Source organism: Bradyrhizobium sp. RT6a, assembly GCF_040547675.1.
Classification (GTDB): domain Bacteria; phylum Pseudomonadota; class Alphaproteobacteria; order Rhizobiales; family Xanthobacteraceae; genus Bradyrhizobium.
Genome location: NZ_JBEPQC010000001.1, coordinates 1,819,903 through 1,833,789 on the forward strand (window position 1 = coordinate 1,819,903; position 13,887 = coordinate 1,833,789).

Genomic DNA, 13,887 nt, shown 5'->3' on the forward strand with positions numbered 1-13,887 from the left:
CCGGAAAAGTGTGTAGCGGTTTTCCGGCAAGATCATGCGCAAAGAGTAAGAAGCTTGAGAAGAGACAAGACAATGAACGTCAATCATTCCGCCACCCCACCGCTTGCGCCCGAGCTGATCGAACAATTCCGCAAGATCGTCGGCGAGAGGCACGCCATCACGGATGCGGCCGACATCGAGGCCTATGTCACCGAGGAGCGCAATCTGTTCCACGGCCGCTCGCCACTGGTGCTGCGCCCGGGCTCGACCGCCGAAGTGGCCGCAATCTGCAAGCTCGCCTCCGCGCACAGAATCGCGCTGGTGCCGCAGGGCGGCAACACCGGGCTCGTCGGCGGCCAGACGCCGCACAATGGCGAGGTGGTGGTGTCGCTGCGGCGGCTCGACAAGATCCGTGAGATCGACACTGCGTCGAACACCATGACCTGCGAGGCCGGCGTGGTGCTGCAGATCGCGCAGCAGAAGGCCGCGGACGTCGACCGGCTATTTCCGCTCTCGCTCGGCGCGGAAGGGAGCTGCACCATCGGCGGCAATCTCTCGACCAATGCCGGCGGCACGGCCGCGCTCGCCTATGGCGTCGCGCGCGAGATGGCGCTGGGGCTCGAGGTGGTGCTGGCGGACGGGCGCGTGCTCAACGTGCTCTCCAAGCTGAAGAAGGACAACACCGGCTACAATCTGCATAACCTCTTCATCGGCGCCGAAGGCACGCTCGGCATCATCACCGCGGCGACGCTAAAACTGCTTCCGAAGCCGCGGTCGATCGAGACCGCCTTCGTCGGGCTGAAGTCGCCGGACGCCGCGCTGAAACTGCTGGCAATCGCGCAAAGCGAGGCCGCCAATGCGCTGACGAGCTTCGAGCTGCTCTCGGAGATGGCGGTCGATTTCTCGATCCGCCACGGCATCGACGTGCGCGATCCGCTCGCGCAGAAGCATGCCTGGTACGTGCTGATGGAATTGTCTTCGCCGGGTGACGATGCCCGCACGCCGCTGGAAGCGATCCTCGGCCGCGCCATGGAGGACGAGATCGTCGACGACGCGGTGATCGCGGCCAACCTCACCCAGCGAGCCGGCTTCTGGAAGCTGCGCGACGAGATGTCGTCGGCGCAGAAGCCGGAGGGCGGCTCGATCAAGCACGACATTTCCGTGCCGGTGGCCACGGTGCCCGCCTTCATTGCCGAGGCCAATGAAGCCGTGGTCAAACTGATCCCCGGCGCGCGGCCGGTGCCGTTCGGCCATCTCGGCGACGGCAATCTGCACTACAATGTCAGCCAGCCCATCGGCGCCAACACCGCGGATTATCTGGCGCGGTGGCACGAGATGAACGCGGTCGTGTTCGCGATCGTGCTGCGCATGGGCGGTTCGATCTCGGCGGAGCACGGCATCGGCGTGCTCAAGCGCGACGAGCTGCCCGACGTGAAGGACAAGACCGCAATCGAGCTGATGCGACAGCTCAAGGCGATGCTCGATCCGCTCGGAATCATGAACCCGGGAAAAGTGCTGTGAGTGCGCTCAGGATCGATGCGATCACCGACCCCGATGTCGAGCCCGTGGTCGCGCTGTGGCAGCGCTGCGGCCTGACCCGGCCCTGGAACGATCCGCATGCCGACATCGCGCTGGCGCGTCGGCGCGACAATTCCACCATCCTGCTCGGCCGCGACGGCGGCGCCATCGTCGCCACCGTGATGGTCGGCCATGACGGCCATCGCGGCTGGGTCTATTACGTCGCCGTCGACCCGGATAGACAGAAGCGTGGCTACGGACGCGTCATCATGGCAGCGGCCGAGGACTGGCTGCGCGCGGCTGGAATTCTGAAGCTCCAGCTCCTGGTCCGGCGCGGGAATGAGCAGGCCAATGCGTTCTACCAGTCGCTGGGTTTCGAGGAATCGACCTCGGTGATGTTCCAGAAGTGGCTCGACGGCCGCACCACAACGCCAAGCAATTGAGATCGAAGCATGACGATTTCCGACCGCGTCCGCATCAAGGACGTCCGCGTGCTCTCGGACGGCTGGACCACGCTGAAGAACACCACGTTTGAGTACCGGCGCGCCAATGGCGAATGGCAGACGCAGCACCGCGAGACCTATGAGCGCGACAACGCAGCCGCCGTGCTGCCATATAATCTGGCACGCCGTACCGTGATCCTGGTGAAGCAATTCCGCCTGCCGGCGTTCATTCGCGGCTACGACGATCTCCTGCTCGAAGCCGCCGCCGGCGTGCTGGACGACGCCTCGCCCGAAATGCGCATCCGCGCCGAGGCCGAGGAGGAGACGGGTTATCGCCTGCACCACGTCCACAAGGTGTTCGAGGCGTTCATGAGTCCCGGCGCCATCACCGAGAAGCTGCATTTCTTTGTCGCCGAGTACGAGCCGGAGATGCGGGTCAGCGACGGCGGCGGTCTCGAACACGAAGGCGAGGACATCGAGGTGCTGGAGCTCGGCATCGACGAGGCGCTGGCGATGATCGCGGACGGCCGCATCATCGACGCCAAGGCCATCATGCTGCTGCAGCATGTGGCGCTGCATGTGTTTCGGTGAGCTCGCTTACTCTTGAGCTCACCCCCGACTATCTCTAGTCTGTCGCCAACAAGAACCAGGAGACGCGCCCCATGACCGCTTCGCGCGACGACGAATTCGGCTTTGCGCCCGACTATGACGCCCCCGTTCCCTATATGCAGCGCACGCGGGACTATTACGCCGCGATTGGCTACACCACGGCGTATCGCTGGGCTCATTACACCGAGGCGCCGTTCCAGCCGCTGAAGAAGCCGCTGGCGCAATCACGCGTCACCATCATCACGACGGCCGCGCCGTACGATCCGGACAAGGGCGACCAGGGACCGGGCGCGGCGTATAATGGCGGCGCGAAATTCTACCAGGTCTATGACGGCGACACGGCGAAGCAGCACGACCTGCGCATCTCGCATATCGGCTACGACCGCAAGCACACCACGGCCACCGACAACGGCACCTGGTTTCCGCTGCCGCAGCTTCTGAAGGCGAGCGCCGCCGGGCGCATCGGCGAGGTCGCCCCGCGCTTCTTCGGCGCGCCGACCAACCGCAGCCATCGCGTCACCCTTGACACCGACGCGCCGGAAATCCTGGCGCGGGCCGTTGCCGACAAGGTCGATGTCGCCGTGCTGGTGCCGAACTGCCCGGTCTGTCACCAGACTACGGCGCTGGTGGCACGGCATCTCGAAGCCAACGGCATTCCGACCGTGATCATGGGCTGCGCCAAGGACATCATCGAGCACGCCGCCGTGCCGCGCTTCCTGTTCTCGGATTTCCCGCTCGGCAATTCCGCCGGCAGGCCGCACGACGTCGCCTCGCAGGCGCAGACGCTCGAGCTGGCGCTCACGCTGCTGGAGACCGCAAGCGGCCCGCAGACCACGATGCAGTCGCCGCTGCGCTGGAGCGAGGACGCTTCCTGGAAGCTCGACTACAACAACGTCGCGCAGCTCTCAGCCGAAGAGCTGGCGCGCCGCCGTGCAGAATTCGACAAGCAGAAGGAGATCGCGCGCGGCAATCGCGCCGCCTGACGTCCTCCGACAACCAAAAACAAAAAGGGAGAGCGACGTGACGCGACCGTTCGAGGGCGTGAAGATCCTGGACTTCACGCAAGTGCTGGCCGGCCCCTATGCGAGCTACCAGCTCGCGCTCCTGGGCGCCGACGTCATCAAGGTCGAGCGGCGCGAGGGCGAGGACATGCGCCGCACGCCGCTCAGCCGCGAATGGGCGGAGCGCGGGCTCGCGCCGGCGTTCCAGGCCATCAACGGCAACAAGCGCAGCCTGACGCTCGATCTGCAAAAGCCCGATGCGATCGCAATCGTGAAGAAGCTCGCGAGCCAGGTCGACGTGGTCATGGAGAATTTTCGCCCCGGCGTGATGGACAAGCTCGGCATCGGCTATGAGGCGCTGTCCGCGATCAATCCGAAGCTGATCTACTGCGCGGTATCAGGCTTCGGCCAGACCGGTCCGGATCGGCTGCGCCCCGGCTATGACGGCAAGATGCAGGCGCTGTCGGGCATCATGGCGATCACGGGTCATCCCGAAACCGGCCCGACGCGTGCAGGCTTTGCCGTGTGCGACGTGCTGTCGGGCGCCACGGCTGCGTTCGGCGTGTCGAGCGCGCTGTACCAGCGCGATCGCACCGGCAAGGGGCAGCTCATTGACGTCTCCATGCTGGAGGCGACGATGGCGTTCCTGTCGGGGCAGATCGCGGACTGGTCGGTCGCCGGCCATCGCCAGCAGCTGTCGGGCAATCAGGCCGTCAGCCGCAGGACCACGGCGAATTTGTTTAGATGCGGCGACGGTCACATCCTGCTTGCCGTCAACAACGAGAAGCAATATCGCGCGCTGATGTCTGCGCTCGGCCGCGAGGACACGCTCAGCGATCCGCGCTTTGCCGACTGGTTCGCGCGCAACGAGAACGAGCCGGCGCTGCGCGCCGTCATCGAAGAGGCGCTCGCGGCAAGGCCGGCGCGCGAATGGGAAACCATTCTAGAAGATGCCGGCGCGCCCTGCGCCAGCATCTGGAAGGTCGAGGAAGTGATCGACCATCCGCAGATCAAGGCGCGCGGCGCGATCCAGGAGCTCGATACGCCCTACGGGCGGCTCCGTTTCGCCGGCAGCGGATTCAAGCTCGCGCATGGCAGCGGCAAGCTCGACCGGATGGCGCCGAAGCTCGGTGCCGATACGGACGCGGTGCTGGGCGAGCTGGGATTTGACGCGGCGGAGATCGCGGCGTTGAGGGCGAGGGAGATTGTGTGAGGCCGAAGCCGCCTAGAACAACGACCCCTGCCCGTCATCGGTCGACCCGGCCGCCGCTTTCCGCACCGCCCGCTTCGGTTTCGCGGCCTCTACCTCCGCCTCGATCTCCTCCGCGCTGATCGGAAGGAGCAACTGGTCGTCGTCATTGGCGACGCGGTTGACGCGGGTGGAGACCGGGTGCCAGGCGAATTCGCCGATGCGCGGCGCTGTCATCAGCGGTAACACGGCATCGACGTCGTCGCTGCGGCTGTCGAGCCAGCGCTCGAAATCGCGCGGGCTGATGGTGAGGGGCACGCGGTCATGCAGCGTGGCGAGATCCTCGCCCGCGGCCGCCGTGACGATCGCGACCGTGTCGAGCTCCTCGCCGTTCGGCCCGACCCAGGTCTCGAACACCGCTGCAAAGCCGAGCGGCGCACCGTCGGCGCGATGGATGAAGAACGGCTGCTTGCGGCCATCCTCCGTCTTCCATTCGTAATAGCCGTCGGCCGGAATCAGGCCGCGTCGCCGGCGAATCGCGCGTTTGAAGGCGGGCTTCTCCAGCACCGTCTCGGAACGCGCATTGATCAGGAGCGTAAACCCGCGGGGATCCTTGACCCAGCCCGGCAACAGCCCCCAGCGCATCAGGCGAAAATGGCGCGCGCCGTTCTCGGCCAGCACGACCGGGATCGGTTGTGTCGGGGCCACGTTGAACCGGGGCGGGAAGTTCGGCTGCTCAATGTAGCCGAACAGTTGCCGCAAAGCCGCGGGGGCCGAAGTTATGACGAAGCGTCCACACATCCTTGAGGGCCTATATAGGGTCCGTTCAGGTCCTTTTAACCCCGAACGTTAACACTGCGGCAGATGAGCTCAACGGTCTCCCAGCCGGCGCGAATGCATGGACAGACGGCGCCCGAGGCAGCGGCCTGGGCCGAGCGGCTGCGCGTGGCCAACATCAACCCGCGGACCGGGCTTGCCACCGACTATCTCAACCATTTCAATGAAGCCGTGATGCTGCTGGAAATGGTCCCGGACATGCCGGAATGCGCGGAAGATTTTCTGACCTGGTCGCCGCTGTCCTATGCCGAGCATTTCACCGCCTCGAATTTCAAGGCCCGGGATCTGGCGATCGAAGCCTATGAAAAGGCCGACCCGAATGTGCGCGCCCAGTTCGACCACCTCGCCGACACCATGACCTCGATCCTGACGGCGGTCGGCTCGGCCATGCGCGAGGTCGAGAAGGACACGACCCGCGTTCGCCTCGCCGAGCAGGCCGCCCACTGGGTCAAGCCTCTGATCGCGGCTTGCGGCGGCATCATCAATGGCGGCGCGGAAGCCGACATCGACACCATCATGGCGAACTGAGCCCGAGCAGGTGAAGTCATGGCTGCGATCGTTCAGCCCACCCGTCCCCAGATCGCGGTCAGTGCCGCGATTTTTCGTGACGGCAAAGTGCTCCTGACCCGTCGCGCGCGCTCGCCGGCAAAGGGGTTCTATTCGCTGCCGGGCGGCCGGGTCGAGTTCGGCGAATCGCTGCACGAGGCGCTGGCGCGCGAGATCGGCGAGGAGACCGGGCTCGCTATCGACATCATCGGCCTCGCGGGCTGGCGCGAAGTGCTCCCCGCCGCGGCCGGCGCCGGCCACTACCTGATCATGTCCTTTGCTGCCCGCTGGGTGGCCCGGGAGCCGGTTCTCAACGACGAGCTCGACGACTACCGCTGGATCGCCCCGGAGGCCCTGGCGAGCCTCGGCGACCTCAAGCTGACCGGCGGGCTGGAAGAAGTCATCCAGTCCGCCCACCGGCTGATCGGCCCCTGACGGCCCCGCCTTGCGTCCACCGCCTTGAGGGGGCATACACCCGGCCGATGTCGACGCGATTTCTGGCCATTTTTGTCCTGATTCTCGCCTGCGCCTCGGTGCCCACGAGGGCTCAGGACGGGGCAGCGCCGTTTGACGGCGATTTGCAGCGGCTGGCCGAGATCCTCGGGGGGCTGCACTATCTGCGCGGCATCTGCGGGTCCAACGAGGGCAACAAATGGCGCAGCGAGATGCAGGCGCTGATCGATGCCGAAACACCCGCGGGCGAACGCCGCACCCGCATGATCGCCGGCTTCAACCGCGGCTATAACGGTTTTCAGCAGACCTACCGGAGCTGCACGCCGGCCGCGACGGTGGCGATCCGCCGCTACATCGAGGAAGGCTCGAAGATCTCTCGCGATCTCACGGCGCGTTACGCGAACTGAACTCTCCATTCGTCATTCCGGTGCGCGACGAAGTCGCGAGCCCGGAATGACAGCGGCGGGAACCCTGTCATCGACTTTGTACACAGCCGTTAACCGTTCCTAAAGATGTGGCCTAGCGGGCGTTAACGCGCGTGCTACACCTCTCGCACAGCGCATCGCCGTGGATCGCGCCCCAGCCCTGATCGAGTTTCATGAGCCATCCAGTGTCCTACGCCCCCGCACGCGCGCCGCTGCCCGATCACGAGCAGAAGCAGGCCGCACTGAGCTATCTCAACGAGGCCTGGGCCGAAGCGCGCCATGATGGCGTCGACGGCGACTGCCTGGCGCAGGCCAGCCTGTTCGCGGCCCTTGCCGAGCTCGTCGGTACCTATGGCGAGGACGCAGTGGCGAAGTTCGTCGAAGGTTTTCCCGGCCGCATCCGCAACGGCGAATTCTCGGTCGACATCTCCCGACAGTAAGCGCGTCCGAAAATGACCCCGCCACGCAGGCGGGGCCGGTTTCCGCCGCAAGCGCGGCATGCGCCCAGCCCGTTACGGCTCGATCTTGAGCGTCGCTTTCATGTTGGGATGATAGCGGCAGTAATAATCGACCGTGCCCGCCTTCTTCAGAACCAACGTCCCTGATTTTTTCGCCGGCAGGTTCACGTCGAAATCGCCGTTCCCAGCGGTCGCAGTGTGGGCGAAGACGTCCTTGTTGATCCATTCAATGGTGTCGCCGACCTTGGCCGAAGCGTCTTTCGGCGACACTTCGAGATTCTCCATCGTGATCTCTATGGTCGCAGCGTGCGCCGGGACGACCAACGCCACGAGCAGGACCGCTGACGCGATCGCAGACAATCGTCCCGGCATCATCGCCTCCCTATTTCAGCTCCGCCGCGACATGCTCGGCGTGCTGCTGATGGCCCTGGAAGATTTTCAGACCGGTCTGCAGCAGGCTCTTCAGTTCGGCATTGCTGGCGGATGGAATGAGCTGGGTTTCCAGCGCGCCGTTGACCGTTTTGTGGTAGGCGACCTCGTTTGCGACATAGGCCTTGTCGAAGGCCGCACCGCTCAGCTTGTCCAGTTCGGCGAGCTTCTCGCTCGCCTGCTTAGACAGCGCCTTGCTGGTGTCGTTGTCTTCAGGCGTGACGTTCAGCTTCTTGACCAGCGCGAGCGCCTGCTTGTTGACGGCCTCGTGGTCGCGCAGCATGTCCTCGGCGAACGCCTTCACGTCCTTGTTCCTGGCCTTCTTCTGCGCCTGCTTGGCTGCGTTGATGTCGATCACGCCCGCGGTGTAGGCGATATGGGCGATCTGCGGATCGGTCAGCTTGTCGGCTGCTCTGGCGCCTTGCAGCAGCGCAGGGCTCAACAACAAAATTGCAGCGGCGATCGCCGCGCTCCAACGAACGAACATGGTTTGAAACTCCTGTGGTGCCGGACGTTTTGCCGGCGCGTTGCTTCACAGGCGTTGGATGGGACTATGGCGCGAACGTTCCCGAAAAACTTCAGCCGCCGATGCCGAGCCGCTTCAGCACTGACACGGTCAGCCGCTCGCAGCGCCACCCGGCGAACGGGAACGCATCCATTGCCACCGGACCGATCTCCTTCTCGACGTTCTCGCGCAACATGGTGCGCGCACGGTGCAGTCGCGTCTTCACGGTCTCGGGCTTGACGCCGAGCAATTCGGCGGTCTCCTCGATGTTCATGCCTTCCATGACGCGTGCGACGAAGACCATACGGAAGACATCCGGCAACTCATCGATGGCGCGCTCGACGACGCGCTGGATTTCACGTTGGGCCATGGTCCTTTCCGGATCGCCTGCGGGAGAAGCGGGAAATTTTATGATCTGCGCCTCGAGCGTCGCTTCCGGCACCGAGCCGAGCTCGACATGCGGCCTGGCGCTTCGCGCCCGGCCTAGCGCCTCGTTGATGGCGATGCGCGACAGCCAGGTCGACAGTCCGGACTCGCCGCGGAAGCCGTCGAGATGGGTGAAGGCGCGGACATAGGTTTCCTGAACGACATCCTCGGCTTCGCTGTCGCTGCGCAGAATTCCGCGCGCCAGACGATAGAGCCTGCGGTTGTTGGCCTGCATGATCTCGCGCAGCGCGGCCTCGTCACGGCCCCGCGCCCGCTCGACCAGTTCGGCTTCCAATGTCCTGATTTCTGAAGACTTGGCGCCGGCGGACGTGCCAGCTGCTGTCCGTGGCATGGCGGTCACCTGCTCGTTTGGCTTCGTTCCCGGACATTGGATGCAGACCGACGATAAAGGTTCCGGACTTTTCTTACCCTCCCCCGAGGTAAGACCGCCTAATCCGTCTCGATCGGGAGCTCCGGTTCCCTCGCCCACTCGCCCATTGAGGCGTCGTAGAGCGTCAGCTTGTCGTAACCGAGCTGCGTCAGCAGCAGCAGGTCGATCGTCGCCGAGATGCCGCCGCCGCAATACAGGATCACATTCTTGTCGCGGGTGACGCCTGCGGCGACGAATTTGGCTTCGGCATCGGCGAGCGTCGTCAGAGTCTTGTCGGCATTGGTGAGCGTTGCCGCTGATACGTTGACGCTGCCGGGAACGCGGCCGGGCCGCCCGTAGCGGCTCGGCTCGAGGCCGCGATGAAATTGCGGACCGAGGGCGTTGACGATAACAGTCGCGGGATCGCCGAGTCGCGCCTTCACTGCATTCTTGTCGACGAAGAAGCCTGCTCGCGGTGTGGCCTTGAAGGTCGTGGCCGGATAGCCTTTCGGGGCGCCTGTTACGACCGGCCGTCCCTCTTCCTTCCATTTGTCGAGGCCACCGTCGAGCACCCGCGCGTCAACGCCGATCGAGCGCAGCATCCACCAGAACCGCGTCGACCACATCATGGTGCCGATGCTGTAGAGCACTACGGACTTGGATGCATCGAGGCCGTGGCGGCCGAAGGCAGCCTCCAGCTGGGCCACGTCAGGCATCATGAAGAATTGCCGCGCAGAGGCGTCGGAGAACTCGCCTTGCAGGTCGAGAAAATCAGCGCCCGGGATATGGCCCGCCTCGAACGTCTTGTCGCCGGGCACCGCGCGATAGGGCACGTCGCTGCCCGGCGGCACCGGCTCGTTGTAGGTCGTGCAGTCGTAGAGGCGCAAGTTGGGATCGCCGAGCTGGGCTGCGAGTTGCTCGGTGCTGATGAGGGATGTCGGTTGGGTCATTGTGCGCTCCCATGTCTCCCAATGTCGTCCCGGCGAAGGCCGGGACCCATAGCCCCGGGAAGAAATTATGTGGAGGCTAGTCGTTCGGTACTGCGACTTTCGCAACCGAGACACCTCGCGGTGTGGGTCCCGGCCTTCGCCGGGACGACATCGAGTGTGCTGCGCGCGCGTGCTGCCTCACCGCAAATTACTTACGCCTTCAACGTCTCCAGAAACCGCACCGGCTCACCTTGCGCGGCGGTCACGAGCTCGCCCTGCCACATCACACGGCGGCCGCGGATGAAGGTGCCGACGGGCCAGCCGGTGACGCGCAACCCGTCATAGGGGGTCCAGCCGGCCTTGGACGCGACCCATTTGTTGGTGATGGTCTCGCTGCGCTTGAGATCGACGACGGTGAAGTCGGCGTCGTAGCCGGCGGCGATGCGGCCCTTGCAGGCCATGTTGTAGAGGCGCGCGGGGCCGGCGCTGGTGAGATCGACGAAACGCGCCAGCGACAGGCGGCCGGCATTGACGTGGTCGAGCATGAGCGGCACCAGCGTCTGCACGCCGGTCATGCCGGAGGGCGAGGCCGGATAGGTCTTCTGTTTCTCTTCGAGCGTATGCGGGGCGTGGTCCGACCCGAGCACGTCGATGATGCCCTGCTCGATGCCGCGCCAGATTCCGGCGCGGTGATCGGCGCCGCGCACCGGCGGATTCATCTGCGCCAACGTGCCGAGCCGCTCGTAGCATTCGGGCGCGACCAGCGTGAGATGATGCGGTGTCGCCTCGCAGGACGCGACATCCTTGTGGTCGCGCAAAAATTCGATCTCTTCCTTGGTCGAGATGTGCAGCACATGGATGCGCTTGCCCGTCTCGTGCGCGAGCTTCACCAGCCGCTGCGTTGCCATCAGCGCCGCGGTCTCGTCGCGCCACACCGGGTGCGAGCGCGTGTCGCCCTCGATGCGCAGCGATTTGCGCTCGTTGAGGCGGTATTCGTCCTCCGCGTGGAACGCTGCGCGGCGGCGAATCACCTGGAAGATGCGGCGCAGGCTTTCGTCGTCTTCCACCAAGAGCGCGCCGGTCGAGGAGCCGATGAACACCTTGACGCCGGCGCAACCGGGCGCTCGCTCCAGCACCGGCAGGTCCTGCACGTTCTCGCGGGTGCCGCCGACGAAGAAGGCGAAGTCGCAATGCATGCGGTGATGGGCACGCTTCACCTTGTCGGTGAAGGTGGCCTCGGTCACGGTCAATGGCGAGGTGTTCGGCATCTCGAACACGGCGGTGACGCCGCCCATCACGGCGCTTCGCGAGCCGGTCTCGAGGTCTTCCTTCTGCTCCAGCCCGGGCTCGCGGAAATGCACCTGCGTGTCCATCACGCCGGGCAGGATGTGCAGGCCCTTGCAGTCGATCACCTCCGCGGCGGAAGCCTGCGACAGCGCACCGATCTCGGCAATGCGGCCGTTGACGACGCCGATATCGCGGGCTCCCTCGCCGTCCTGGTTGACGACAGTGCCGCCCTTGAGGATCACGTCGAAACGCTGGGTCATGGCTGAAGGCCTCTCTCGTCCCCAAGCGCAGGGCTTGAGGTCTTGTCGTTTTTGCCTTGCGGGCTTACGTTCCGGAGCAACATGTCGCAAGAGATTTTCGTATGAAATCAGCGTTTCTTCCGGACCGGGGCGTGATCAAGGTCGCGGGCGAGGATGCGCGCAACTTCCTCAATGGCCTCGTCACGACCGATGTCGACAAGCTGAAGCCGGGCCTGGGTCGATTCGGCGCGCTGCTGACGCCGCAGGGCAAGATCATCGTGGATTTCCTGATCACGGAAGCGCCTGCCGGCCATGGAGGCGGGTTCCTGATCGATTGCCCGAAGCCGCTTGCCGACGGTCTCGCTACCAAGCTGAAATTCTACAAGCTGCGCGCCAAGGTCACGGTGGAAAACCTGTCCGACGATCTCGGCGTGCTCGCGGCCTGGGACGGCAAGCCCGCGGCCCAGCCCGACCTCGCCTTCGCCGATCCGCGCAATGAGGGCCTCGGCTACCGCATCCTGATCCCCGAAGATCTCAAACAGAAGCTGTCCGATCTGATCGGCGCCGAGCTCGTCGATGCCGCCGCATACGAAGCCCACCGCATCGCGCTCGGCGTGCCGCGCGGCGGGCTCGATTTCACGTACAGCGATGCGTTCCCGCACGAGACCAACATGGACCGCCTTTCCGGCGTCGATTTCGACAAGGGCTGCTATGTCGGTCAGGAGGTCGTCTCGCGCATGCAGCATCGCGGCACCGCGCGCACCCGCAGCGTCAAGGTGCTGCTCGAGGACTATTCGCCGGAGCCCGGCGTCAGCGTCATGGCCGGCGACAAGCCCGTCGGCACGATGGGCTCGTCGGCGAAAGGAAAGGGTATCGCGCTGGTGCGCATCGACCGCGTCGCTGATGCGCTCGATGCAGGACAGGCGCTGACTGCCGGTGGCCTCGCTGTGAGGCTTGCGGAACCAGACGTCGTGCGCATTCCAACGAAGCAACCCATCGCATGAGCCGTGCTCCCCGCCTGCATCCCGACGGAAAGACCCGCTGCCCCTGGCCCGGCGAAGATCCGCTTTACGTCGCCTATCACGACACCGAGTGGGGCGTGCCGGAATATGACGACCGCGCGCTCTATGAGAAGCTGATCCTCGACGGTTTCCAGGCCGGCCTGTCCTGGATCACGATCCTGCGCAAGCGCGATAATTTCCGCAAAGCCTTCGACGATTTCCAGCCGGAAAAGATCGCACGCTACAGCGAGAAGAAAGTTCACGCGTTGATGAACGATGCCGGCATCGTGCGCAACAAGGCCAAGATCGACGGAACGATAGCAAGCGCGAGATCGTATCTCGATATCATGGAGAAGGGTCCCGGCTTCTCGAAATTCTTGTGGGACTTCATGGACGGAAGGCCCAAGGTCAATCATTTCAAGACCACCGCGAGCGTGCCGGCCTCAACGCCGCTCTCGGTGCAAATCTCCAAGGAGCTGTCCTCGCGCGGTTTCAAATTCGTCGGCCCGACCATCGTCTATGCCTTCATGCAGGCGACCGGCATGGTCAACGATCATCTCGTCGACTGCCATTGTCACGCGAGCTGCGGCAAGACGCAGCGCAAGCCGCGCCTCAAGTCCAAATGACGGCCAGGAAGTCGTCACGCGATGTGGCGTCTCGTGCCTGGCAGCGCATGCTGTCGGGCCGGCGACTCGATTTGCTCGACCCCTCCCCGCTCGATATCGAGATCGCCGACGTCGCGCATGGGCTGGCGCGTGTGGCCCGCTGGAACGGCCAGACCATCGGCGCACACATCTTCTCGGTCGCGCAGCACACGCTGCTGGTCGAAACCGTGATGCGGCACGAGAACCCGCGCGTGGATCTGCGCGTGCGGCTCGCCGCGCTGCTGCACGATGCGCCCGAATATGTGATCGGCGACATGATATCGCCGTTCAAGGCGGTTCTGGACGGCCATTACAAGGCCGTCGAGAAACGCCTGCTCGGCGCCATCCACATCCGCTTTGGCCTGCCGCCGGTGCTGCCGGAGGAGATCACGTTGGCGATCAAGGCCGCCGATCGCGGCGCGGCCTATCTGGAGGCGACGACGCTCGCCGGCTTTAGCGAGAGCGAGGCCAAGCGCCTGTTCGGCAAGGATCCCGGCCTCTCCGACAGCGTCCGGCGCGAATATCTCACCCCCTGGACGGCTGCCCGGGCCGAGAAGCAGTTTCTGGAGCGGTTTGGCGCAGTGTTTGCGTGATCGTTG

At 64.8% G+C, this 13,887-nt stretch carries 18 protein-coding genes; 12 read left to right on the plus strand and 6 right to left on the minus strand.

The annotated features are described in order from the left end of the window. The first annotated feature begins 72 nt into the window (after positions 1-72). The 5 genes from ABIC03_RS08680 to ABIC03_RS08700 all read left to right on the plus strand — a co-directional run bounded on the left by ABIC03_RS08680 (position 73) and on the right by ABIC03_RS08700 (position 4,763). Complete coding sequence (locus ABIC03_RS08680) at positions 73-1,500, plus strand: FAD-binding oxidoreductase (protein ID WP_354057133.1); 1,428 nt, start codon at positions 73-75, stop codon at positions 1,498-1,500. Then, positions 1,497-1,940 carry a GNAT family acetyltransferase gene (locus tag ABIC03_RS08685; RefSeq protein WP_275171658.1) on the plus strand — a complete coding sequence of 148 codons (444 nt, stop codon included), beginning with the start codon at positions 1,497-1,499 and terminating at the stop codon, positions 1,938-1,940. The genes ABIC03_RS08680 and ABIC03_RS08685 overlap by 4 nt, the downstream gene beginning before the upstream one ends. Before the next feature lie 9 nt (positions 1,941-1,949). Then, positions 1,950-2,531 carry an NUDIX hydrolase gene (locus tag ABIC03_RS08690; protein WP_354057136.1) on the plus strand — a complete coding sequence of 194 codons (582 nt, stop codon included), beginning with the start codon at positions 1,950-1,952 and terminating at the stop codon, positions 2,529-2,531. Between the two features lie 71 nt (positions 2,532-2,602). Then, positions 2,603-3,532 carry a glycine reductase gene (locus ABIC03_RS08695; RefSeq protein ID WP_354057138.1) on the plus strand — a complete coding sequence of 310 codons (930 nt, stop codon included), beginning with the start codon at positions 2,603-2,605 and terminating at the stop codon, positions 3,530-3,532. A 37-nt stretch (positions 3,533-3,569) separates the two neighbouring features. After that, positions 3,570-4,763 (plus strand): CaiB/BaiF CoA transferase family protein, encoded by a 1,194-nt coding sequence (locus tag ABIC03_RS08700; RefSeq protein WP_354057140.1) that lies wholly within the window; start codon positions 3,570-3,572, stop codon positions 4,761-4,763. 12 nt (positions 4,764-4,775) lie between these two features. On the opposite strand, the gene ABIC03_RS08705 is transcribed toward ABIC03_RS08700, so the two are convergent. After that, the gene (locus tag ABIC03_RS08705) at positions 4,776-5,540 is read right to left on the minus strand and encodes an SOS response-associated peptidase (protein WP_354057142.1); all 765 of its coding nucleotides are present in this window, start codon (positions 5,538-5,540) and stop codon (positions 4,776-4,778) included. 63 nt (positions 5,541-5,603) lie between these two features. Here ABIC03_RS08705 and ABIC03_RS08710 point away from each other — a divergent pair, with 63 nt between their 5' ends. The 4 genes from ABIC03_RS08710 to ABIC03_RS08725 all read left to right on the plus strand — a co-directional run bounded on the left by ABIC03_RS08710 (position 5,604) and on the right by ABIC03_RS08725 (position 7,440). Continuing rightward, positions 5,604-6,104, plus strand: a complete 501-nt coding sequence (locus tag ABIC03_RS08710; protein ID WP_275171650.1) for a hypothetical protein — start codon at positions 5,604-5,606, stop codon at positions 6,102-6,104. A gap of 18 nt (positions 6,105-6,122) precedes the next feature. After that, a complete protein-coding gene (locus tag ABIC03_RS08715) occupies positions 6,123-6,557 on the plus strand; it encodes an NUDIX hydrolase (RefSeq protein WP_354057144.1) in 435 nt (144 codons plus the stop codon). 47 nt (positions 6,558-6,604) lie between these two features. Then, complete coding sequence (locus tag ABIC03_RS08720) at positions 6,605-6,982, plus strand: TIGR02301 family protein (RefSeq protein WP_275171646.1); 378 nt, start codon at positions 6,605-6,607, stop codon at positions 6,980-6,982. Positions 6,983-7,173: 191 nt separating this feature from the next. After that, a complete protein-coding gene (locus tag ABIC03_RS08725; protein WP_007594892.1) occupies positions 7,174-7,440 on the plus strand; it encodes a hypothetical protein in 267 nt (88 codons plus the stop codon). A 72-nt stretch (positions 7,441-7,512) separates the two neighbouring features. Here ABIC03_RS08725 and ABIC03_RS08730 read toward each other — a convergent pair whose 3' ends face one another. The 5 genes from ABIC03_RS08730 to ABIC03_RS08750 all read right to left on the minus strand — a co-directional run bounded on the left by ABIC03_RS08730 (position 7,513) and on the right by ABIC03_RS08750 (position 11,664). Continuing rightward, a complete protein-coding gene (locus tag ABIC03_RS08730) occupies positions 7,513-7,830 on the minus strand; it encodes a cupredoxin domain-containing protein (protein ID WP_354057146.1) in 318 nt (105 codons plus the stop codon). 10 nt (positions 7,831-7,840) lie between these two features. Further along, the gene (locus ABIC03_RS08735; RefSeq protein WP_354057148.1) at positions 7,841-8,374 is read right to left on the minus strand and encodes a DUF4142 domain-containing protein; all 534 of its coding nucleotides are present in this window, start codon (positions 8,372-8,374) and stop codon (positions 7,841-7,843) included. A gap of 91 nt (positions 8,375-8,465) precedes the next feature. Then, positions 8,466-9,170, minus strand: coding sequence for an RNA polymerase sigma factor (locus tag ABIC03_RS08740; protein ID WP_354057150.1), 705 nt, complete (start codon positions 9,168-9,170; stop codon positions 8,466-8,468). A 98-nt stretch (positions 9,171-9,268) separates the two neighbouring features. Next, positions 9,269-10,138, minus strand: a complete 870-nt coding sequence (locus ABIC03_RS08745; RefSeq protein ID WP_354057153.1) for a sulfurtransferase — start codon at positions 10,136-10,138, stop codon at positions 9,269-9,271. A 191-nt stretch (positions 10,139-10,329) separates the two neighbouring features. Next, positions 10,330-11,664 (minus strand): dihydroorotase, encoded by a 1,335-nt coding sequence (locus ABIC03_RS08750; RefSeq protein WP_354057155.1) that lies wholly within the window; start codon positions 11,662-11,664, stop codon positions 10,330-10,332. Between the two features lie 101 nt (positions 11,665-11,765). On the opposite strand from ABIC03_RS08750, the gene ygfZ reads away from it, so the two are divergent. From ygfZ to ABIC03_RS08765, 3 genes are read left to right on the plus strand one after another with little or no spacing between them, the layout of a single operon-like run. Then, a complete protein-coding gene (gene ygfZ, locus ABIC03_RS08755) occupies positions 11,766-12,647 on the plus strand; it encodes a CAF17-like 4Fe-4S cluster assembly/insertion protein YgfZ (RefSeq protein ID WP_354057157.1) in 882 nt (293 codons plus the stop codon). After that, positions 12,644-13,270 carry a DNA-3-methyladenine glycosylase I gene (locus ABIC03_RS08760; protein ID WP_354057159.1) on the plus strand — a complete coding sequence of 209 codons (627 nt, stop codon included), beginning with the start codon at positions 12,644-12,646 and terminating at the stop codon, positions 13,268-13,270. Before ygfZ ends, ABIC03_RS08760 begins: the two co-directional genes overlap by 4 nt. Next, on the plus strand, positions 13,267-13,881 hold the full coding sequence (locus tag ABIC03_RS08765; protein ID WP_354057161.1) for a YfbR-like 5'-deoxynucleotidase: 615 nt from the start codon (positions 13,267-13,269) through the stop codon (positions 13,879-13,881). Before ABIC03_RS08760 ends, ABIC03_RS08765 begins: the two co-directional genes overlap by 4 nt. The last annotated feature ends 6 nt before the right edge of the window (positions 13,882-13,887 follow it).